Here is a 19,685-nt window from a genome sequence, read left to right as displayed (position 1 = left end):
CCTGTGCGGGCTGGCCGCATTGGCGCTGTCTTGTTGTCGGGTGAACACGGCACAAGGGCCGGCACATGCCAGCCGGGTATTCACCGCTTGATCAGGGACGCAAATGTATCAGCTGGGATTTTGCTGAACTAGATGCAATTTCATGCATGCCATTGTGAGATAAATTCATCAATGACAGCGCAAGCTGCACGGAAGACAGCGCGACGGGAAGAGTTATGCCTGGCCGGCGTGGTAACGCAAGGCATCCACCAGCAGCATCAGCGCACGCGAAGACTGGCGGCGGCTGGGGTAGTAGAGATGAAAACCGGGAAACACCGCGCACCAGGGTTGCAGCACTTCCTGCAGGCGGCCATCGGCGAGATAAGACTGTACATAGTCACGGGCGGTATAGGCTATGCCCATGCCGGCCAGCGCGGCATTCAGCATCTGCGGCAGGGTGTTGATGATGAGCTGGCCACCCACCCGGATGGAAAACTTGTGCGCGCCCTGCTCGAACTCCCAGGCGTACAGCCCGCCATAGGTGGGCAGGCGCATGCTGATGCAGTTGTGTTCGGTCAGCTCGCGCGGGTGTTCTGGCACACCATGGCGGGCAAAGTAGGCTGGCGTGGCCACCACGGTGGTCTGGATATCCGGGCTGATGCGCACGGCAATCATGTCGCGCGCCACCTGGTCGCCAAAGCGGATACCGGCATCAAAGCGCTGCGCCACAATATCGGTCAGCCCGTAGTCGATGGACAGCTCCACCTGCACGTCCGGGTAGTCCGGCAGGAGCTGCGCCAACTTGGGCAGCAGGTATTGCTCGGCGGAAAAATCGGTCGCGGTGATGCGGATGCTGCCCGCCGGTTTGTCACGCTGCTCGCGCAGTACCGACAGCTCGGCTTCGATTTCGTCCAGCCGGGGGGCAAAAATGGCCAGCACCTGCTCGCCTGCTGTGGTCAGCGCCACACTGCGGGTGGTGCGGGTAACCAGACGCATGCCCATGCTTTCCTCCAGCGCGCGCATGGTGTGGCTCACCGCCGAGGGCGATACACCCAGCTTGGCCGCCGCACGGGTAAAGCTGCCTTCGCGGGCTACCAGGACAAAAGTGCGCAGGTCATTCAGGTTTTCACGGGCCATTATTGAAATAATCTCATTTGGACTGGCGCATTATTTTGCAAGATGGCGCAATGCGCCAGCACAATCTGCCATCTTCGCCGGTGGCAGGCCTGCTTTGCCAGAACAAGCAGCAACAACCGCCAGCCAGACCATCGCCGCAACACATCTCCCATGGGGTGTGCAACTCACTTGCGCCTGAGCAGCCCGCACGGATAGAATGAGTAATTACTCACTTACTTTCTCCGCCCATGGCCCTCCCTCGCAGTGAAGAAAAGCGCATCGCCTTGCTGGAATCTGCCGCCGACATCATGGCTGCGCAGGGGCTGGGTGCGTCCACTGCGTCGATCGCCCGTGGTGCTGGCGTGGCCGAAGGCACGCTGTTCCGCTATTTCGCCACCAAGGATGTGCTGTACAACGCGCTCTACACCCACCTGAAGCTGGATCTGGCTGCCGCGCTGCGCCAGCACATGGCCGTGCACGACAGCCTGGACGAACAGGTGCGTGCGCTGTGGGATGCCTACATAGACTGGGGCGTGAGCAATCTGTCCTTTTTCAAAACGCTGAACCAGCTGGTGGTATCGGACAAGGTAACCGATGAAACCCGCTGCACGGTGGCAAGCCAGCTGTCCGACATCAAATGTGTCGCCCAGGCCTGCTCCGACAACAACGGCCTCTCCGCCCTGCCCGGTGGTTTTGCCGATGCCGTGTTCATGGCGCTGGCGGAAACCACCATCCAGTTTGTGGTGCGCGACCCGGCCAATGGCCAGGCCTACAAGAGCGCCGGATTCCGGGTGTTCTGGTCCGGCTCGGTGCGCTGACAATTGCACCGTCTTTTTTGCCCAATTAATGAGTGAGTACTCACAACAGGACTGTGCCATGCACTATGCGCGACTGGGCCTTGGCGGCCCCACCCTCTCCCGGCTGGCCTGTGCAGTACCGCGGCCAGACCCGGCCTGCCCGGATGCTGCACAGCAGACAGCCCGCGGCATAGCCCAGGCACTGGATGCCGGCATCAATCTGTTTGATGCCACCAGCTGCATGGACGGCATGGCGGAATCGCTGCTGGCAAAAGCCCTGGGCAAGCGCCGGGCCGAAGTGCTGGTCAGCAGCCGGCTTGGCGCGCGGCGCAACGGCACCCACAGCCACCCCAGCCTGTCGCGCAGCGATATTGCATGGTCCATCGAGCAAAGCCTGAAACGGCTGGGCAGCGACTGGCTGGACCTGTGCGTGGTACCGCATGAAGACCCGTACACGCCGCTGGAAGAAACCCTGCAAGCGCTGGACGACATGGTACGTAGCGGGAAAGTCCGTTATCTGGGCTTTGCCAACTGGCCCGCCTGGAAGGCGGCCAAAGCGCTGGAATTGCAACAGCGTCACGGCTGGGCGCCCTTCTGTTTTGGCGAGCTGCACTACGCCCTGAATACCCGCAGCCCGGAGCGGGAAGCCATTCCCATGCTGCAAAGCTATGGCCTGGGCCTGATTGCCAAGGCCAAGCCAAGCGGCCTTAAGCCCAGTCAAGGCCACGCCAGCTGCCCCACGCTGACAGACAGCCCGCGCAGCAATCACCGGCTGGCCGAACTGTTACGTGACATTGCCGATGGTCATCAGGCCAGCGCCACGCAGATTGCGCTGGCCTGGCTGCTGGCCCGCGATGCGGTTTCCAGCATCGTGCCGGCCTTCAACAACGCCATGCAGCACACAGAGGTCCTGCATGCCACCACCTTGCAGCTGTCCGCCACCGAATTGCTGCTACTGGATGCTGCCAGCGCCCCCACCCCGCTCTTGCCAGACTGGTTTGCGCCACAGGAGCAGATGCCGGCAGCACAGGGCGAGCTGGCAAGAAGCTGCGCCTGAGCCAGCTGCAAGCCATTTCATTTCCCTCACCAGGAAGAACCTCATGCCCACCTTGAACACAGACCAACCGGCAGCCGAAGCCGGCCAGCCATCGCCCGGCGGCAGCCTGCTGCGCGACGGCCGCTATCGCAACGCCCAGCCACGCCGCGCAGGCGGGCTGCGCGACACCCTGCGCATCATGCTGCGCTTTTTTACCGACAAATCACCGCACGCCGTACCTGACCGGCCCATCCAGCCACTGCCCCTGAGCCCGGCCGACCTGGCCGCTGCACCAGACAACAGCCTGTGGCGGCTGGGGCATTCCACCGTGCTGTTCAAGCTGGATGGTGCTTTCCTGCTGACCGACCCGGTGTTCGGCCAGCGCGCTTCGCCTTTTTCTTTCATCGGCCCCAAGCGCTTCCATGCGCCACCCATCGCACTGGATGACTTGCCACCGCTGGATGTGGTCATCATCTCCCACGACCACTACGACCATCTGGACCGCAGCACCGTCATTGCCTTGCAGCAGCGAACCAAGCTGTTCATCACCCCGCTGGGCGTAGGCCAGCGCCTGCAGGACTGGGGCATCCCGGCGGAAAAAATCCACCAGCTGGACTGGTGGCAAAGTGTGACTGCCGGGCCGCTGTACATCACCGCCACCCCGGCCCAGCACTTTTCCGGGCGGGGCCTGCGGGATGGCAACCGCACCCTGTGGGCGTCATGGGTGATTGGCAGCAGCCAGAGCCGGGTATTTTTCAGTGGCGACAGCGGGTATTTCGACGGCTTCCGCCAGATTGGCCTGCACCACGGCCCCTTCGACCTCACCCTGCTGGAAAACGGTGCCTACAACGAAGACTGGGCAGACGTGCACATGCATCCCGAGCAAACCCTGCAAGCCCATCTCGACCTGCGTGGCGAAGTGCTGATACCCATCCACAACGGCACCTTCGATCTGGCACTGCATGGCTGGACCGAACCGCTGGAGCGCATCAGCACACTGGCCGCCCGGCACGCAGTCAGCCTGCGCACGCCGCGCTTTGGCGAGCGGCTGGACATTCTGCACCCAGCCCAGACCCAGCCGTGGTGGCGTCAGAGCGAAGCCAGCAGACCACGCCTTGGCGCAATAGCCCACCCCGACCCACTGCCGGAAACAGACTGAACAGCGTCAATATCAGCCCTGCGGCCGGACAAGACAAAACGTCCCGCTCGCGCCTGCACGCGAGGGGACGTTTGCGTTTACGGTTACAGGATCAGAATTCCTGCACAGTCGGGCGCAATACCACTTCGTTGATGGCCACATCCGCCGGCTGTTCGATGACGTAGGCAATGGCGCGGGCAACCGAATCGGCCGGGATGGCCTCTTGCTGATAAAACGCCAGAATGTCCTCACGGCTGGCCGGGTCGCTGGAGCCGAACTTCAGCTCGCTCTCCACGGCACCCGGCTCGATGGAGGTCACCCTCACCTTGCCGGCCAGCTCCTGGCGCAAGCCATCAGAAATGGCACGCACGGCAAACTTGGTACCGGAATACACCGTGCCGCCCGGCGCAAACACCTTGATGCCGGCCACCGACGAAATATTGATCACATGGCCACCGCCCTGCTGCTCGAACAAGGGCAGAACGGCAGCGATGCCATACAGCACGCCCTTGATATTGATGTCTATCATGCGGTCCCACTCGTCGCTGCGCAGTTGCGACATGGGAGCAATGGCCATCAGACCGGCATTGTTGACCATCACGTCAACCCGGCCAAAGGCAGCACGACCGGCCTCCACCAGCGCCTGCACATCCTCCTTGCTGGTGACATCGGTCACCGCATGTACTGCCTCGCCGCCAGCCTGGCGGATATCCTCCACCAGAGCCTGCAGGCGATCGCCACGGCGTGCGCCCAGTACCACCCGCGCACCCAGCGCCGCCAGGTGACGGGCCGTAGCTTCGCCCAGCCCGCTGCTGGCACCCGTAATCACCACGACTTTTCCTGCGATTCCATTCGACATTGCTTGCTCCATGTGATGGCGGGTCCGTCCCGCCTTGCAAAGCAGTATCCATCAGCAGAAAACACCAATAAATGAAATTGTTTGCATTTTATAATGACAAAAAATGGAATAAATCAGCGACGGGAGCCAAACCATGTTGAACCGGCTGGAAATGCTGCGCATCTTTTGCGTGGCCGCGGAATGCAGCAGCTTCAAGGAAGCGGCACAGCAACTGGGCAGCTCGCCACAGGCGGTAACCCGCGCCATCAAGGAGCTGGAACAGCTATTGGGCGAAGTACTGTTCTACCGCAATACCCGCCATATCCGCATTACCGAGTTTGGCGCCAGCCTGGCAGTGCGTGCCAGGCACACGGTGCGGGAAATGGACCAACTGTTCCAGCATCAAGGCCCGCAGGCGGCGGATGAAATCAGCGGGCTGGTGCGGATAACCGCCCCGGCCGCCATCGGGGATGCCTATCTGACACCGGCGCTGGCCAGCCTGCTGCCCTTGCACCCCGGTTTGCGGGTGGATTTGCGCCTGTCCGACGTGCTGAGCAATACGGTGGACGAGCAGATCGACATCGGCATCCGGGTGGGCTTCATGCGTGACAGCCGGGTGATTGCCCGCGCCGTGTGTCCGGTGCCGTTTCACATCGTGGCCAGCCCGGCCCTGCTGGCCCGTTGCGGCACCCCAAGCACGCTGGCCGAGCTGGAAGCGCTGCCGGTAACAGTGAGCCTGGACCCGAATACCGGCAAACCCTGGCCGTGGTTTCTGGCCGGTGAACAACAGTGGCAGCCGCCTGCCCCGGTATTCATGGCCAGCGATACCCGCGCCGAATGCCAGGCCGTGCTTGGCGGCATCGGCTTTGGCCAGCTGGCCGGTTTCATGGCCGCGCCGCTGATGGCCAGCGGACAGCTGCAAGCGGTATTGCCGCAGCTGGCCCCAGCGCCATGGCAGCTTTATCTGTACCGACCGCAGCGCGGGCCGGTACCCGCCCGTATCCGCGCCGTATTCGACCACTTGCTGCAACACTTCAGTCAGGCCGCGTTTTTCCGCTGAATCCACTGCGGCACACACCGCGGCAGATGCAACATGACAAAGGCGCAGCCGGAAGCAGCCCGGTCTTATATCTACACATACACAAGCCTTTGCATGTCAGTTCAATGTGCGCAGACCATGCAACTGGGCATAACCATCTCAAACCGCATAGCGCTTGAGTTCCCGCACCGCCTTCCATGCTGCATCAATAGCGCCATCAACATAGGCCCGGCCAGTGGCATCGGCATTGGCCATGGCTATACGCCCATGACGCATGCTTGACGTCAGGTAGGCCGGACGTTTGTTATACATGGCATCTTCAAATGTATAACCATGAGACCAGCGGTTAACGGTAATTGCTGCGATATCCTTGTTTACATCCAACCCGGCAGGCCCATACATGGCTGCCAATTGCTGGCGGATATTTTTCTCATAGGTCGCAAAGTCGGTACTCAGCACCTCCGCGCGCCCTTGCCGCAACAGATCAGGCACCGACCCCTCGGCAAATGCAGGGCATGGCATGCGTGACATGAACAACACCGTGGGCTTGTCTGGCGAGCGGTCAGGGGCATAACTGGAGAACCTGACCGGGAAGTCCATTTGTACAAACTGATAATAAGAGCCCGGACAGTAAGAAGCCGCCACACCGCTTTTCTGGATGGCTTTCCAATTGCGTAAAGCCACCTGAGCATAGATCAGAGGCATTTTTACATTTGCCTTCATGGCAGCCTTCTGACTGGCTGGCAAGCTGGGAATGATATGTGCGGCCATCATATGCCAGGCCGCCATCACGCAGCAGGCAGACCTGGCCTCGTATAATTTTCCATTCCTCACATACTGGACAAAAGTTCCATTATCTTTGTTATCCGCCTTCACCACCGTACTGGACAAACGGATGCGCACCGGATTGTCCGGATTATCCAGTTTCTGATAGTCAAACCGGCTAAGCAGGCTTTCATCCACCGTCTTGAAATTTGCCACGCCCGGAATCAGCTTTGCCACCAACAGCCTTGCCAGCGTGGCATTCCCATCCGGAAAGTGATAGGTATACTCATCGCCGCCCTCAGCATCAGGAATCAAAGACGCATCCCCCAGCACCCGGGCCAGGCTGCGGCCATCCGGAATACCCAACAAGCCGGACTCCTGCGCCAAGGGCATTGACACGCCACGCCCGCCCAGTGCGGCTTCTTCCGCCAGGGTCATGGAAAGCAGTTTAAGCAGCCCCTTGTCTTTTATCTGATAAACCGCAGACAGGTAGTCAATATAGTTTCCTTCATAGAATCTTTTCTCACCCAAGGCGCCCTTGAAGTAATCCACCCCGCGACTGGAACCAGCCAATACCGTGCGTAGCATTTTTTTCTGGGCATCCGTCAATGGTGCACGCTGGATGACATCCTGAAATGCTGGCGGAGCCAACAGGCCGGGCAGCCACTGGCTGATTTCACCGTCCACACTACCGGCAGCAGGCATGCCACTTTTCAGCAGCATTGATTTGCCAAAATCAGCCTCATCAAAAAACACACCGGAAGTCATTTGGTATTTTTTGAAAAAATCCTTGTCGTAGCTTCGCGCCAGCGCGGATAAATCAACCCCCAACTCCGACAACATGCGCAATGTAGTTTTTCCGTATGCGGATGGATTATCCAAAGACTGCGCCCCGCCATAGCTGATGTACTCTCGTCCACCGATCAAGAATTCATTGCGCTTGGCATGGCCACCAAAATCGTCATGATTATCCAGAACAAGAATTCTGGCATTTGACTTGACATGTTTTCGATAAAAATAGGCAGCAGACAGGCCACTGATGCCACCTCCGATAATAATCAAGTCGTAGTTCTCGACTCCGGCCTCGACTTTACCGAAGTCTCCGCCACCTCCCCATGCCAGCCCATGCGCCACTTCAAACGAGCCTGGATGATTTCCACGCAATCCAGTCAGCCGGGGTGGATAAGGGCTTGAAGCGGCAGCCAGTGCATCTGCCGGACGCATCAATCCGGACAAACCAAGCACAGCCATTCCGTTCAAAAAATCTCGCCGTGATATTTCAGGCATAACAACCTCATTCAGGATTCACACAACACACGTGCCAATAACTGAAAGCAAGTATCAAAGAAATACGGACAGCATGATTCCTGCAAACATGACCACCACACCAAAAAAATAAATCCATAGTGTTCTGTTATAAAACTTGACCATGTCGTCTACCTGCACCACTGATAGCATTCTGAATAGGGCAATAAACAGACACACGACACCGACAAAGCAACCACCAAAAATGAACTGATCGTCCAAGCGATCCAGATTAAAATCGCTTTCCGTGACCCACTGTCCAAGAAAACCAATCAGAAAACCCAGAATAACCCCGATTGATGTCACCATGGGCTGTCGGTAATCTTTCAGATCCACCACTGACTTGACACTACCACCAGAAATTTCAGACATGATTGCCTCTGCAAAACCCGGTAGTCTTACGATGTGGCAGATTCAAATGAATAAGCATATTCTGATAATTCTTAAGAAGTGTCTTTAAAAATGGCATGGCGCCCCGGAAGCGCCTGCCAGGCGGCTGCACAGAACAGCATCTGGCGCTGACAACATGACAACGGCGCAGCCAGGACTCACCCGGACTGCGCCGCTTTGCTTCACATCATCCTTATTACTGCTGTTTGCGATCCTGCTCGTACTCTCCCCACATGGCATTCAGGATGCCCAGCGATACGGCAAAACCGATACCCAATACCCAAGCGAAGTACCACATCATGCTCTCCTTATCATCATCTGGCAGCGGCCTTTTCCCGGCATCTGCACTGCGGTTTTGCGCCCTGCCAGCCAGGTCTGGGCCGCCCGCAGAGGGTCGCTTTCCTCCGTCAGGGCCAGCACCGTTCCAATGGCTGCCAGGCGTTGCGCCAGTGACTGTCCGGCACTGAGGGCCAGAACGACATCGACTTGCTGCAAGGGGTGTCCATCCAACCCTGCCGCCTGACTCAGCATCTGCTCCGGCAGCAAACGCAGGCTGACACAGCTGCCCTGCTCACTATCCACCACCCAGAAATGGGTGCATTTGCCGGCGTGGGCGGTGCTGGTACGCCGGTTCTGACTGGCTATGGCGATTTTCATTTCAATAGGCACTGTGATTGTTTTCCCGCACATAGGCGGCGGTCACCTTGCCGCCCATCACCTTGTAGGCCCAGCGGGTGTACAGGATGATCAGGGGCATGAAGATCAGCGTGGCCACCAGCATCAACTGCAGCGTGAGCTGGCTGGACACGCTGTCCCACACCGTCAGGCTGGAAGCCGGATGGCTGGACGATGGCATCACGAAGGGGAACATGCTGACACCAGCCGTACCAATCACCCCGGCCAGCCCTACGGCGGAGGCCCAGAAAGCAGCAAAACTGCGGCCATTACGCAAGAGCAGCATGGCCACAATACAGCCCAGATAGCCGGTGGCCGGCAGCAGCATGGTCAAGGGCCAGCGCTGGTAATTGCCCAGCCAGGCCCCGGCGGCACGGCTGACGGTTTTGGCCAGCGGGTCCGGCAGCGCATCCGGCTGTATGGCCGAGCTGATCACATAACCATCAATCCCCCGCGCCAGCCAGATGCCGGCCAGGGTGAAACCAAGCAGCCAGATCAGCCCCGTCACCCGCACCCAGGCTTTTGCACGCTGCTGGATAGTGCCCTCGGTGCGGTGCGCCAGATACACCCCGCCGTGGAAGCTGATCATGGCGCTGGACACCACCCCGCACAGCAGGGCAAACGGATTGAGCAGACCCCAGAAGCTGCCGTCGTAGGTGGAGAGCAGATTGTTGTCGAAATGAAACGGCACGCCTTGCAGCAAATTGCCAAAGGCCACGCCAAAGATCAGCGGCGGCACCGTTCCGCCGACAAACAGGCCCCAGTCCCATACCGAACGCCAGGTGGGGTTGTCTATCTTGCTGCGGTAGTCAAAGCCCACCGGGCGGAAAAACAGCGCCCACAACACCAGCAGCATGGCCCAGTAAAAACCGGAAAACGCGGTGGCATACACCAGCGGCCAGGCGGCAAAAATGGCACCGCCCCCGGTGATGAACCACACCTGGTTGCCGTCCCAGTGCGGGCCGACGGTGTTGATCACCACCCGCCGTTCGGTATCGTCCTTGCCGACAAAGGGCAGCAGCGTGCCCACACCCATATCGTGACCATCCATGATGGCAAAACCGACCAGCAAGACGCCAACCAGCAGCCACCAGATCACCTTCAGACTTGCATAATCCAGCATGATTATTCCTTTGTGCTGTGCACGAAGCAGCACAACAGCCCTGCCGCAATACAGCAGCAGATGTGTTGTAAGCCGATATCAGTGAGCGGTTTCATTGTCGTAGCGGCCGGTGCCCAGGCTACCCGGCCCCTGACGGGCAAAGCGCACCATCAGCATCATTTCCACCACCAGCAGCACGGTGTAGAAACCGACAAAACCCGCCAGCGAACCGTACAGCGACTCCACCGACAGGGTGGACACCGACAGCCGGGTGGGCAGCACGCCGTAGATGGTCCATGGCTGGCGGCCGTATTCCGCCACCACCCAGCCCAGCTCGCAGGACAGCCACGGCAGCGGCAGGCAGCACAAGGCCAGCTTCAGCAGGCGCGGACGGTGCTGGAAATCCCCCTTGAGCGAAGCCCAGAACGACCAGCCGAACAACAACAACATGGCCATGCCCATGCCCACCATCAGGCGGAAGGACCAGAACATCGGTGCCACGCGAGGAATGGTGTCGCGCGCGGCGGCATCAATCATCTGTGGTGTGGCGGTGGCCACATCGGCGGTGTACTTCTTCAGCAGCAGGCCAAAGCCCAGATCCTGCTTGTGCGCTTCCAGCACCTTCAGCGCAGCACTGTCCTTACGATCGCGCCGCACGGCTTCCAGCGCCTGCACCGCCAGCATGCCGGACTGAATGCGCAAGCGGTTTTGCGCCATGATTTCGTGGATGCCGGGAATCTGCTTGCTGACAGAGCGGGTGCCAATCAGGCCCATCACCCAGGGAATGCTCAACTGCCAGTCGTTTTCCATGCGTGTTTCATTGGGCCAAGCCAGCAGGTTGAACGACGCGGGGGCCGGCTCGGTATGCCACATGGCCTCGATGGCGGCCAGCTTGGTCTGCTGCGCCTCACCCACGGTGTAACCGGACTCATCACCCAGCACAATCACCGAACACACGCTGGCAAAGCCAAACGCCGCGGCAATGCGGAAGCTCTTGCGGGCAAACTCCACATTGCGCCCACGCAGCAGATACCAGCTGGAAATGGACAAAACAAACATGGCCCCGGTGACATAACCGGCGCTGACGGTATGCACGAACTTGGCCTGGGCATCCGGATTGAACAGCAGCGCGGCAAAGTCGGTCATTTCCATGCGCATGGTCTGGTAGCTGAATTCCGCACCCACCGGGTTCTGCATCCAGCCATTGGCAATCAATATCCACAAGGCCGACAGATTGGTACCGATGGCCATCAGGATGGTCACCAGCAAGTGCTGCTTGCGCGACAGGCGGTTCCAGCCAAAAAAGAACAGACCGATCATGGTGGATTCCAGAAAGAAGGCCATCAGGCCTTCAATGGCCAGCGGAGCGCCGAAAATATCGCCCACATAGTGCGAGTAATACGCCCAGTTGGTACCAAACTGGAATTCCATGGTGATGCCGGTAGTCACCCCCAGCGCAAAGTTGATGCCGAACAGCTTGCCCCAGAAACGGGTCATGTCCTGATACACCTGCTTGCCGGTCATCACCCATACCGCCTCCATGATGACCAGCATCCACACCATGCCGATGGTGAGCGGCACAAACAGAAAGTGGTAAAGCGCCGTCACGGCGAACTGCAGTCGCGATAAATCGACGACATTATCTAGCATTGTTTTTCTCCAGTTGTTGGCTGCTTTGTGCCGGATTCAGCACCTTGCCGGCGACGGAATCGGCATCTACCGCCACGCGGTAAGGCGCGATGAATGCCTTCCAGATGATCAGCAGCAATACCAGCTTGATACCGATGATCCAGGCCAGCTCACGGCTCAGCTTGCTTGATGTCTTTTTCATGGGCTGATTCCCGTTGTCAGGGTAAACAGAGCCACACCGGCCATTCCGGTCGGGCCCACCCTGCCTGACAGCGCTGATTGCAAGTGCCATGCCAGCAGCCAGAGGGCGAAAATTCGCTGTATTGGCGGCATTTTCCGGGCTAACATGACATTTTCGTCATGTCACCAACGTCACCATGTCACCACTGACCACCGAAGCCAGCCTGGACACCATCAGCCGCATGCTGGATGAACTGGACGAGCCACGCATCGTCATTACCGAACAGTTTGAAATCCTGCATGCCAACCCGGCGTATCAAGCCCTGTATGGCCAGGTGGTGGGTCAGCGCTGTCATGCGGCATCCCATGGCTATCAGCGGCCTTGCAATGAAGAGGGCGAATCCTGCCCGCTGCAAATGACGCTAAGCAGCGGCCAGCCGGAGCGGGTACTGCACATTCACCGCACCGCCCATGGCGAAGAGCATGTGGATGTGGAATTGATGCCGCTGGCCGACATCAGCGGGCACCGCCATTTGTTCATCGAGAAAATGCAGCATCTGCCGCAAGCCAGCAGCCAGCCGGTGCCGGACAAGATGGTGGGACGCAGCCCGGCATTTCGCAGCATGCTGCTGCTGGCACGCCGCGCGGCCCCGTCCCGCGCCGCGGTGTTGTTGATTGGCGAATCCGGCACCGGCAAGGAAGGCCTGGCCCGTGCCATCCACAATAGTGGCGGCGATGCCAGGCGGCCATTCATTGCCGTGGACTGCGCCAGCCTGACCGAAACCCTGCTGGAAAGTGAATTGTTCGGTTATGAGAAAGGCGCGTTTACCGGCGCACAGCAGCGCAAGCAGGGCCTGGTGGAAGCGGCCGATGGCGGCACGCTGTTTCTGGATGAAATCGGCGACCTACCGCTGTCGCAGCAGGTGAAACTACTGCGCTTGCTGGAAAGCGGCAGCTTCCGCCGGGTGGGGGGCATCCACAGCATACCGGCCAATTTCCGCCTGATAGCCGCCACCCATCGCGATCTGGCGCAGATGGTGGCTGAAGGGAGCTTCCGCGCCGACCTTTACTACCGGCTGGCCGTGTTTCCCATCCGTCTGCCGCCGCTGCGCGAACGGCGCGAGGACATTCCGCTGCTGGCCGCCGCCCTGCTGGAACGGGTGGCCCCGGGCCGTCAGTTGCAACTGGACGCCGACGCCCGGCAATGGCTGGTAGAGCAAGCCTTCCCCGGCAATATCCGTGAACTGCGCAATCTGCTGGAACGCGCCAGCCTGCTGAGCGACGGCGAGCAGATCAGCCGCGAGCACCTGAATGCACCATCCGGCCTGCAAACCGACAGCATGCCCCAGCCCGTGGCACCGGCACCGATGCAGCCCTTCCAGTGCGGTCTGCTGCCATTGGCCGAAGTACAGGCCCGCTATCTGCAATGGGCGGTTCGCCACAGTCAGCTGGGCCGCAAGGAACTGGCGGCCCGCCTGCAAATCACCGAACGCACGCTATACCGCCAGTTGGCGGCGCTGGAAAAGAAAACCCCCACCTGATGGGCGGGGGCAAAGAGAATGCAACCTTGGTGAAGCAGTCTCAAGCAATCTTTGTTCCAGCAGGCCGGGCCGCCAGGCGGATCAGCCGTGCCAGACACTGCAGTCCGGCTCAACAAGCAGCCTGGCAATCAGCCGCGGTCAACAGCCAGGCCGGCCTGCTGCGAAAGGCAATCAAAAAGGCAACATCCTTTTGAATACATTGCGTTTTTCCATCATCACATGCGCCACACCACCGGCAATGTGCAGGCCAATCAACATGGCAAGCAGATAAGCACTTACTGAGTGCAACTCGCCGAACAAGGACGACAGCTCGCGGTTCTTCGCCATCAGTACCGGCAGCTCCACGGTATCAAACAGCACCAGCACATGGCCCGCCGCATTGGTTTTCAGCCAGCCCAGCAAAGGCACCAGCACCATGCCGGCATACAGCAGCGTGTGCGCCAGCTTCTCCACCCGGTATTGCAAGGACCCGGCCTCGTTCACCGAATCCGGCATCTGCTTGCGGTAGGCAAAACGGCAGAACAGGCGCAAGGCTGAAAACGCAAGCACCAGCACACCAATGGAACGATGCAGGTCCAGCAGCTCGGTTGCGTCATCCAGCAGCCAGCCGGTGACCAGATTGGCTGCAATCCCGCCCGCTATCAGCCAGTGCGCCAGGATGATCAGCAAGGGGTAGCGCCTGGCCGATTGCCCTGCATGGCCTGAGGAGGCGGATAGCTCTCCGGACATTTCCATCAACGCTCTCCTTTCAATTCAGATAGTTATGGTATTTTTTCTTGATCGGATTGACGTCACTCAACGCGGATTTGGCTCCCGCCAGATTATTCGCCTTAATTTGCGTATCAACCGCAGCAAGCTGAAATTGCAGTTTCTGCATACCTTCCTTGTACAAGGCCGGGTCAGCCCGCCAGGCCTGTTCGCCAGCCAGCTTGGCATCGCTCTGCAAGCGGGAGAAATTCTGGGAAAACTCAGGCATGGATTTGCTGGCCATCGCCTGCTGCATGGCCACTTTCATGTCTTTCATCAGCTTCTTCACTTCACCGGCCTGTGCAGCAGACGCCAGAGAGAAAGACAGCAAGGCAATGGAAAGCACGGCACAGGTTTTTTGCATGAAACGAGACATTGGGTACCCCTTCTGGATGGATGGGGCCATGTTAAAAGGCAGTGCTTAACGCAAACTTAAAGCCGCGCAATGACAAAAAAAGGGTAAATCCGGCATGGCAGCCAGTACCTGCCATCGCACTGCGCGCCCCGGCCTGTCTGACATAGCGCTGCTCTTGCAGTCCGCAATACAGCGCAAGCCCACATCATCCTAGGTGGATATGCGTATCGTTCATTCATGACAGATTCATTAGAATCATGCAGCTTCATGAACAGATGGCCCGCACTGCACATGCCTGCTAACCCGCCAGGCCTGGCAGCATCCCAATCGCACAGTACCAATATCCAGTCGCGGCACCCCGCGCACGGTACGGTCAGCCATCAAGCCGGTGCAAACGCCGCCTTCATACAGAACAATGGATTGAACCCACATGCGTCTGAACTCTGCCCTCGGTCACAATAAAAACCAGAAAACAGTCAACAACTGGCTGGAGCGGCTACCAAGGGGCGATCTGCGTGGCAGCGGCGAACAACTCATCGAGATACACGGCTTCATTTGCCAGAATGCCATACAGCCCGCACAGCGGCTGGCGCTGCAACAGCAATTGTTCGATCACGTCTGCCGCTGGCTGCACCAGCTGGAAATCCAGTTCAGTGAAAATGCCTGCAACCACCCTGCCCTGCGCCTGGCCCGCATGGGCAGCAAGGTTTTGCAGCACCTGCTGGAACCGCTGCTGCAAGACCTGCGCAGCACACTCAGCAGCCGTCCGCTACTGACCTGGCGCAGACGCGCCTTGCAACAACTGACACTGGCACTGTGTGTGGCCAGGCGCTATGCCAGCTTTGCCCTGCGCTGTCATGTGGAATTGAATGGCAGCTTCTGGCTGGCCACCCACTACCTGTACTACAACGCCAGCCAGCACAACTGGTTGCAGCATCAGCTGCCCGACGGCCAAAGCATCCTGCACGGCTACCACCAGCTCCAGCTGATGGGCATCACCGATGGCAAGAACCTGAGCCCCAGGGAAGTCGAAGCCACCCTGCTGTGGACTGCGCGCCTGGCGGACAAGGTGGCACTTCAGCCACTGCCCGCCGCCGACACAGCCAGGGCCGGACATCTTTACTTGCTGGACCTCACCCGTGGCGCCCCGCCGCAATTCCTGCTGGAAACCGACACCCTGCCCCAGCGCGAACACTGCCTGTCCTGCGACCTTGGCGCAGCCATCGATGTGCTGAAGACCCATACCAGCCAGGCCGGCATGCCCGGCCGCGATGCCTTGTCGGTCATCGTCGCGCAAAGACTGATGGATGGCTGGCAATCGCCGCGCCGGCGCCGTCATCAGCGCCAGGCCGTAATGCAGTCCATGGCACTGATCGCGCAAATGCGCTCCATCCGCCAGATACTGGGCGGCGGTGCCGTCCGGCCGGACATGCAGGCCGGTCTGCGCAACAGCACGCCCCCTTCGCAGATATCCATCTTCCAGGCCATCAACAAGAGTGAAAGCGGCTTGCTGCTACGTGGCGACCCGGGCTACCAGTCACTGAAAATCGGCGAACTGCTGCTGATTGCCGACAAGCAGGCACATCGCACCCCATCGCTGTATGCCGTGCGCTGGACCGCAGTATCCGAACACGCCAATGAAGTCTCCTGCGGAGCAGAACTGATAGGCAACGACCCGGAAGCAGTCGATGTCAGCCCGCTGGCAGCCGGCCAGCATGCCAGCTATCAGCCTGCACTGCGCCTGCCCGCGGCTGATGGCGATCACAATGCCGACCTGCTCATCATCCCGGGACACTCCTTGCTGCGCGGCAAGGAATTCCGCCTGCGCGACCAGCGCGGCGAACACCGGGTGAAGGTAACACGCATGCACATGAATACCGGCCTGTATCAGGCCATGGAATTCCAGCTGGCAAGCTAGGCGTCGCTAACAGAAACCAGCCGCCGTGTTGCGCCCTCTTGCCATACTTTTATCTTGGGCCTGCGTCGGCGCGCATTGCCGCAGGGGCGCTATGCTGCTTCCTTAGTCGCTTCAAGAGCAAAAAACCTGCTCGCCGTAATGGCTGCAAGGCATCAGGCAGCGCAGCCTGCAGCCTGCAGCCGCCAAGCGTACCTGCGTCAACCGCTCTAACCGGGCAAACGGGCAAACGGGCAGCAATACACCGTCAGCAGCCAGCAACTGTGCTGGCCAGCAGCCAATAGCCGCCATTGCGCACTGCGCACCGCCCGCCCCAAGATGCAACACACCCTCTCTGGCACGCAGCATTGCAGCAGCTCAGAACTTTCCCAACCGCCCCGCCTCCAATCACGCCATCCGCCAACAGGCCCTGCCGTATAATGAGCCGCCCGCCAGCACAGCAAGCCGGGCAGCCAAATCAAGGAGCACCCACCCGCATGTGGAACAGATTCACCAACCTGGGCGACCTCGCCGTCATGCTGCCGCTGTCCGCCACCATTGCCGTCTGGCTGGCCGCGCAGAAGCAATTTTCCAGCAGCCTGCGCTGGCTATTGGCCTTCGGCAGTGCCGGACTGCTGGTCGCCATCAGCAAGATCGCCTTTATCGGCTGGGGCATAGGCAGTAGCGATTTCGACTTTACCGGCATCAGCGGCCACACCATGCTGGCCACCGCCACCCTGCCGGTACTGCTATACCTGCTCAGCCGCGCCTGGCTACCGCGTCACAGCACCCTGGCCCTGGCCATAGGCTGGCTGGGCGGCGCAGCCATTGGCTACTCACGCCTGGAAGTCCACGCCCATTCCCTATCAGAAGTGGTACTGGGGTTTGCCTGTGGTTTGCTGGCCAGCAGCTGGTTTGCCAGCAAAACTGCAGAACGCTACAGCAGCAAAGCGGCAGTCTGCCTGCTGATACCGGCGCTAGTGGTATTCAACCTGCAATTTGGCAACAAGGCACCGGGGCAGGACATCATCACCCGGCTAGCATTGGCGATTTCCCAACACGAAAAACCCTACAGCCGTACTGACCTGCACGCTGAGTCCATGACTGGACAAAACGGCAGGCGGCCTTGAACGTGCCGGACAATAAAAAAAGCCTGATGAAATCATCAGGCTTTTTTTGCAGCTGGCAAGCAGCTTCAGAACATGTTTACACGGCAACAGCGGCGGTGCCGGAAACTTTTTTCTTGCGCAGGCGCAGCAGCACTGCAGCCAGACCAACACCCATCAGAGCGTAGGTTTCCGGCTCCGGAACCGGGGAGATCGACAGGTTGTAGTTGTAATAACCAGACAGCTTGGTGCCGGAGAAAATGCTGCCAGTCAGCGTCAGCTTGTAAAGACCGGCTGCCAGCGGGGACTGGTCAAAAGAGGAAGACCAGGTAGAAGTATGGCTAGACTGGGCAAAGGAAGCGCTATCAGTCCATACCGAAGTCCAGCTGCTGCCGGTTTTTTGCCACAGGGTAGCGGCAATGCTTTGCAAAGCGGAAGTGCCTGTACCGGCTTTCTTGTACAGGAATACGCTACCAGCTACTTCACTCAGGGAGTCCAGGGAGAAAACGGTGGACTGAGAGAAGGAAGTAGAAGTGGTGCCGTTTACATTAACGGTAACCGGGGAAATCGGTGCCAAAACGGTGTCAGCTGCAGCATGACCTGCAGCAAAAGACATAACGGAGGCGATGGACGCACTAACCAGCAGTTTTTTGAACTTGCTCATTGACGAACTCCCTGAAGGATTTAGTATTTAAACGCTCTTGAAGACAGATACGGCCCAGAGCAATTCACGAAGATTTGCCAATACATCCATACTGCATCTGACCGACATACATATCTTTAACTTCTTTACATGGCCGAACTATAAAGCAGTGCCGACAGATTGTCTTTCAAACCTTTTTTACAAATAACCATCCTGTTCGTCTCTCCCTCCATCCCAAGCACGCACATACCTGCCGGACAGCTCCACTATTAAACTTTGCTAGTAAATCAGCCTGTTACACCCTAGGCAAGCCCATGTAATTTCTGAGCAACAGAGATGAATTTGCCACAAACACTGATTGCCAATGAAAATCAAAACAGTGTACTGATTGCAATTTACTATTAAAAAAGCGCACAGGGCTGGGTTTTCAACAATTAACTATAAATAACATCTCCATCATCAAGCCCGGCAACTGGAATTCCAAACAGACCAACACTTGCCTCGCCCTCTTCAAAACTTGTTAACAATTTTGATCACCGACCCAGAAACCAGATCAAAAATTGGGCTATCAGGTAAAATTTTTTGCCGATCTGTCGGTTTTTCGCTGCATTTATGCAACACGGATAGCAATACTTCCAGCAGAACAAGCAGATAGCCCTGTTCTGACATCAGGAACTTCCACCGCCAAACCACTCCCCCAGCATGCTTTTGATCACCGCCGCATTGAAACGCGGCATGCGCCCGTCTGCCCAATCCTGACGGCCAAGGTGGTAGTTGAAGCGTTCGAACTGGGCCGGTTGGCCGGGGGAATTATTGCGGGAATACAGCGTCACCCACGGGTCACCCTCCCGCCAGGCGATGGCCACTGGCACGCCTTCCACTTCGCCGGACCACAGCTGGTCGCTTTCACAAAAGTGGACGTCATCCAGCAACACCATATTGACGATGGGCGCTAGGCCGCCGCGCTGGGCATAAAAGCGGCGCAAGTGCCGGCACAGCCGTTCCTTGCTGCCCACTGGCGCGTGCGCACCACGCAGCAAAAAGTAATTACAGCTACAACTCATGCTGCCCGGATCAACCCGGTAGCATTTCCCAGGCGTGATGCTGCTATGCATGATGACAGCGGGAAAATCCAGCGGCGGAAAGGTAAGACGATCACGCACAAATGGGCCGCCACTTCTGGCTGCCGCCTCATCACTGCGCCGGCGCGGCTGGGATGCAGGCGGCAGCTGGATTTCGGCGCAGGGCGGCAATGCCACGTCCTGCTGCCCGCTCCGCTCAGCCCAGACAGCACCCAACCAGGTGGCAAGCCCGGCAATGACAAAACCTGACACAACCAACACCAGCATGCTCAGCCACATATTTCCCCCGAAAACACATTCTCATTGTTATTGACTGCTTTGCTTCGGC

General features: G+C 58.9%; 21 protein-coding genes. 7 read left to right on the top strand and 14 right to left on the bottom strand.

Features of this window, described 5'->3' with window-relative positions; genetic code table 11:
* Positions 1–213 precede the first annotated feature (213 nt).
* On the bottom strand, positions 214–1,116 hold the full coding sequence (locus tag DKK66_RS16100) for a LysR family transcriptional regulator (RefSeq protein ID WP_131359687.1): 903 nt from the start codon (positions 1,114–1,116) through the stop codon (positions 214–216).
* Between the two features lie 227 nt (positions 1,117–1,343).
* On the opposite strand from DKK66_RS16100, the gene DKK66_RS16095 reads away from it, so the two are divergent.
* Genes DKK66_RS16095 through DKK66_RS16085 form a run of 3 tightly spaced genes read left to right on the top strand, consistent with a single transcriptional unit; the run spans position 1,344 to position 4,087 of the window.
* The gene (locus DKK66_RS16095) at positions 1,344–1,913 is read left to right on the top strand and encodes a TetR/AcrR family transcriptional regulator (protein WP_131359685.1); all 570 of its coding nucleotides are present in this window, start codon (positions 1,344–1,346) and stop codon (positions 1,911–1,913) included.
* A gap of 58 nt (positions 1,914–1,971) precedes the next feature.
* Complete coding sequence (locus DKK66_RS16090; protein WP_165494201.1) at positions 1,972–2,949, top strand: aldo/keto reductase; 978 nt, start codon at positions 1,972–1,974, stop codon at positions 2,947–2,949.
* Between the two features lie 43 nt (positions 2,950–2,992).
* Entirely contained in the window at positions 2,993–4,087 is a 1,095-nt protein-coding gene (locus tag DKK66_RS16085) for an MBL fold metallo-hydrolase (protein WP_131359681.1), read from the top strand.
* A 91-nt stretch (positions 4,088–4,178) separates the two neighbouring features.
* Here the strand turns inward: DKK66_RS16085 and DKK66_RS16080 are convergent, their stop codons facing one another.
* Positions 4,179–4,925, bottom strand: a complete 747-nt coding sequence (locus tag DKK66_RS16080; protein WP_131359678.1) for an SDR family oxidoreductase — start codon at positions 4,923–4,925, stop codon at positions 4,179–4,181.
* Between the two features lie 133 nt (positions 4,926–5,058).
* Between DKK66_RS16080 and DKK66_RS16075 the strand changes: the two genes are divergently transcribed.
* Entirely contained in the window at positions 5,059–5,964 is a 906-nt protein-coding gene (locus DKK66_RS16075; protein WP_131359676.1) for a LysR family transcriptional regulator, read from the top strand.
* Positions 5,965–6,102: 138 nt separating this feature from the next.
* Here the strand turns inward: DKK66_RS16075 and DKK66_RS16070 are convergent, their stop codons facing one another.
* The 7 genes from DKK66_RS16070 to cydP form a co-directional block, all read right to left on the bottom strand.
* Positions 6,103–7,995, bottom strand: coding sequence for an FAD-dependent oxidoreductase (locus DKK66_RS16070; RefSeq protein ID WP_131359675.1), 1,893 nt, complete (start codon positions 7,993–7,995; stop codon positions 6,103–6,105).
* A gap of 54 nt (positions 7,996–8,049) precedes the next feature.
* Positions 8,050–8,385 (bottom strand): hypothetical protein, encoded by a 336-nt coding sequence (locus DKK66_RS16065; protein ID WP_131359673.1) that lies wholly within the window; start codon positions 8,383–8,385, stop codon positions 8,050–8,052.
* A 214-nt stretch (positions 8,386–8,599) separates the two neighbouring features.
* Entirely contained in the window at positions 8,600–8,704 is a 105-nt protein-coding gene (gene cydX / locus DKK66_RS16060) for a cytochrome bd-I oxidase subunit CydX (RefSeq protein WP_370302624.1), read from the bottom strand.
* Positions 8,701–9,060 (bottom strand): nitrogen fixation protein, encoded by a 360-nt coding sequence (locus DKK66_RS16055; protein ID WP_131359671.1) that lies wholly within the window; start codon positions 9,058–9,060, stop codon positions 8,701–8,703. The genes cydX and DKK66_RS16055 overlap by 4 nt, the downstream gene beginning before the upstream one ends.
* 1 nt (position 9,061) lies before the next feature.
* Positions 9,062–10,201: a cytochrome d ubiquinol oxidase subunit II gene (gene cydB, locus DKK66_RS16050; RefSeq protein WP_207389799.1), complete on the bottom strand. Its 1,140-nt coding sequence runs from the start codon at positions 10,199–10,201 to the stop codon at positions 9,062–9,064.
* Between the two features lie 78 nt (positions 10,202–10,279).
* Positions 10,280–11,830, bottom strand: a complete 1,551-nt coding sequence (locus tag DKK66_RS16045; RefSeq protein ID WP_131359669.1) for a cytochrome ubiquinol oxidase subunit I — start codon at positions 11,828–11,830, stop codon at positions 10,280–10,282.
* Positions 11,820–12,011, bottom strand: a complete 192-nt coding sequence (cydP, locus tag DKK66_RS16040) for a cytochrome oxidase putative small subunit CydP (protein ID WP_062790996.1) — start codon at positions 12,009–12,011, stop codon at positions 11,820–11,822. The genes DKK66_RS16045 and cydP overlap by 11 nt, the downstream gene beginning before the upstream one ends.
* 175 nt (positions 12,012–12,186) lie before the next feature.
* Here cydP and DKK66_RS16035 point away from each other — a divergent pair, with 175 nt between their 5' ends.
* On the top strand, positions 12,187–13,530 hold the full coding sequence (locus tag DKK66_RS16035) for a sigma-54-dependent Fis family transcriptional regulator (protein WP_131359667.1): 1,344 nt from the start codon (positions 12,187–12,189) through the stop codon (positions 13,528–13,530).
* Positions 13,531–13,701: 171 nt separating this feature from the next.
* Here the strand turns inward: DKK66_RS16035 and DKK66_RS16030 are convergent, their stop codons facing one another.
* Both DKK66_RS16030 and DKK66_RS16025 read right to left on the bottom strand, forming a co-directional pair.
* Entirely contained in the window at positions 13,702–14,265 is a 564-nt protein-coding gene (locus DKK66_RS16030; RefSeq protein WP_207389798.1) for a cytochrome b, read from the bottom strand.
* Between the two features lie 13 nt (positions 14,266–14,278).
* Positions 14,279–14,683 (bottom strand): cytochrome b562, encoded by a 405-nt coding sequence (locus tag DKK66_RS16025; protein WP_131359665.1) that lies wholly within the window; start codon positions 14,681–14,683, stop codon positions 14,279–14,281.
* 379 nt (positions 14,684–15,062) lie between these two features.
* Between DKK66_RS16025 and DKK66_RS16020 the strand changes: the two genes are divergently transcribed.
* Both DKK66_RS16020 and DKK66_RS16015 read left to right on the top strand, forming a co-directional pair.
* Entirely contained in the window at positions 15,063–16,550 is a 1,488-nt protein-coding gene (locus tag DKK66_RS16020; RefSeq protein WP_131359663.1) for a hypothetical protein, read from the top strand.
* Between the two features lie 473 nt (positions 16,551–17,023).
* The gene (locus tag DKK66_RS16015; protein WP_165494200.1) at positions 17,024–17,656 is read left to right on the top strand and encodes a phosphatase PAP2 family protein; all 633 of its coding nucleotides are present in this window, start codon (positions 17,024–17,026) and stop codon (positions 17,654–17,656) included.
* Positions 17,657–17,732: 76 nt separating this feature from the next.
* Here the strand turns inward: DKK66_RS16015 and DKK66_RS16010 are convergent, their stop codons facing one another.
* From DKK66_RS16010 to DKK66_RS16005, 3 genes are all read right to left on the bottom strand, one after another.
* A complete protein-coding gene (locus DKK66_RS16010) occupies positions 17,733–18,296 on the bottom strand; it encodes an FxDxF family PEP-CTERM protein (RefSeq protein ID WP_131359659.1) in 564 nt (187 codons plus the stop codon).
* 489 nt (positions 18,297–18,785) lie between these two features.
* Entirely contained in the window at positions 18,786–18,944 is a 159-nt protein-coding gene (locus tag DKK66_RS20220; RefSeq protein ID WP_165494199.1) for a hypothetical protein, read from the bottom strand.
* Complete coding sequence (locus DKK66_RS16005; RefSeq protein ID WP_131359657.1) at positions 18,944–19,624, bottom strand: hypothetical protein; 681 nt, start codon at positions 19,622–19,624, stop codon at positions 18,944–18,946. Before DKK66_RS16005 ends, DKK66_RS20220 begins: the two co-directional genes overlap by 1 nt.
* Between the last annotated feature and the right edge of the window lie 61 nt (positions 19,625–19,685).

This window comes from Aquitalea sp. USM4 (genome assembly GCF_004328945.1).
GTDB classification, from domain to species: domain Bacteria; phylum Pseudomonadota; class Gammaproteobacteria; order Burkholderiales; family Chromobacteriaceae; genus Aquitalea; species Aquitalea pelogenes.
The sequence above is the reverse complement of the archived record's forward strand: the minus strand, read 5'-3'. Positions and strand labels throughout refer to the sequence as shown.

Coding starts and splice junctions, on each gene's coding strand:
- DKK66_RS16085 (WP_131359681.1), top strand. CDS start 2,993: ATGCCCACCTTGAACACAGACCAACCGGCAGCCGAAGCCGGCCAGCCA.
- DKK66_RS16075 (WP_131359676.1), top strand. CDS start 5,059: ATGTTGAACCGGCTGGAAATGCTGCGCATCTTTTGCGTGGCCGCGGAA.
- DKK66_RS16090 (WP_165494201.1), top strand. CDS start 1,972: ATGCACTATGCGCGACTGGGCCTTGGCGGCCCCACCCTCTCCCGGCTG.
- DKK66_RS16100 (WP_131359687.1), bottom strand. CDS start 1,116: ATGGCCCGTGAAAACCTGAATGACCTGCGCACTTTTGTCCTGGTAGCC.
- DKK66_RS16005 (WP_131359657.1), bottom strand. CDS start 19,624: ATGCTGGTGTTGGTTGTGTCAGGTTTTGTCATTGCCGGGCTTGCCACC.
- DKK66_RS16095 (WP_131359685.1), top strand. CDS start 1,344: ATGGCCCTCCCTCGCAGTGAAGAAAAGCGCATCGCCTTGCTGGAATCT.
- DKK66_RS20220 (WP_165494199.1), bottom strand. CDS start 18,944: ATGTCAGAACAGGGCTATCTGCTTGTTCTGCTGGAAGTATTGCTATCC.
- DKK66_RS16045 (WP_131359669.1), bottom strand. CDS start 11,830: ATGCTAGATAATGTCGTCGATTTATCGCGACTGCAGTTCGCCGTGACG.
- DKK66_RS16010 (WP_131359659.1), bottom strand. CDS start 18,296: ATGAGCAAGTTCAAAAAACTGCTGGTTAGTGCGTCCATCGCCTCCGTT.
- DKK66_RS16055 (WP_131359671.1), bottom strand. CDS start 9,060: ATGAAAATCGCCATAGCCAGTCAGAACCGGCGTACCAGCACCGCCCAC.
- DKK66_RS16020 (WP_131359663.1), top strand. CDS start 15,063: ATGCGTCTGAACTCTGCCCTCGGTCACAATAAAAACCAGAAAACAGTC.
- DKK66_RS16065 (WP_131359673.1), bottom strand. CDS start 8,385: ATGTCTGAAATTTCTGGTGGTAGTGTCAAGTCAGTGGTGGATCTGAAA.
- cydB (WP_207389799.1), bottom strand. CDS start 10,201: ATGCTGGATTATGCAAGTCTGAAGGTGATCTGGTGGCTGCTGGTTGGC.
- DKK66_RS16070 (WP_131359675.1), bottom strand. CDS start 7,995: ATGCCTGAAATATCACGGCGAGATTTTTTGAACGGAATGGCTGTGCTT.
- DKK66_RS16035 (WP_131359667.1), top strand. CDS start 12,187: ATGTCACCACTGACCACCGAAGCCAGCCTGGACACCATCAGCCGCATG.
- DKK66_RS16030 (WP_207389798.1), bottom strand. CDS start 14,265: ATGGAAATGTCCGGAGAGCTATCCGCCTCCTCAGGCCATGCAGGGCAA.
- cydP (WP_062790996.1), bottom strand. CDS start 12,011: ATGAAAAAGACATCAAGCAAGCTGAGCCGTGAGCTGGCCTGGATCATC.
- DKK66_RS16025 (WP_131359665.1), bottom strand. CDS start 14,683: ATGGCCCCATCCATCCAGAAGGGGTACCCAATGTCTCGTTTCATGCAA.
- DKK66_RS16080 (WP_131359678.1), bottom strand. CDS start 4,925: ATGTCGAATGGAATCGCAGGAAAAGTCGTGGTGATTACGGGTGCCAGC.
- cydX (WP_370302624.1), bottom strand. CDS start 8,704: ATGATGTGGTACTTCGCTTGGGTATTGGGTATCGGTTTTGCCGTATCG.
- DKK66_RS16015 (WP_165494200.1), top strand. CDS start 17,024: ATGTGGAACAGATTCACCAACCTGGGCGACCTCGCCGTCATGCTGCCG.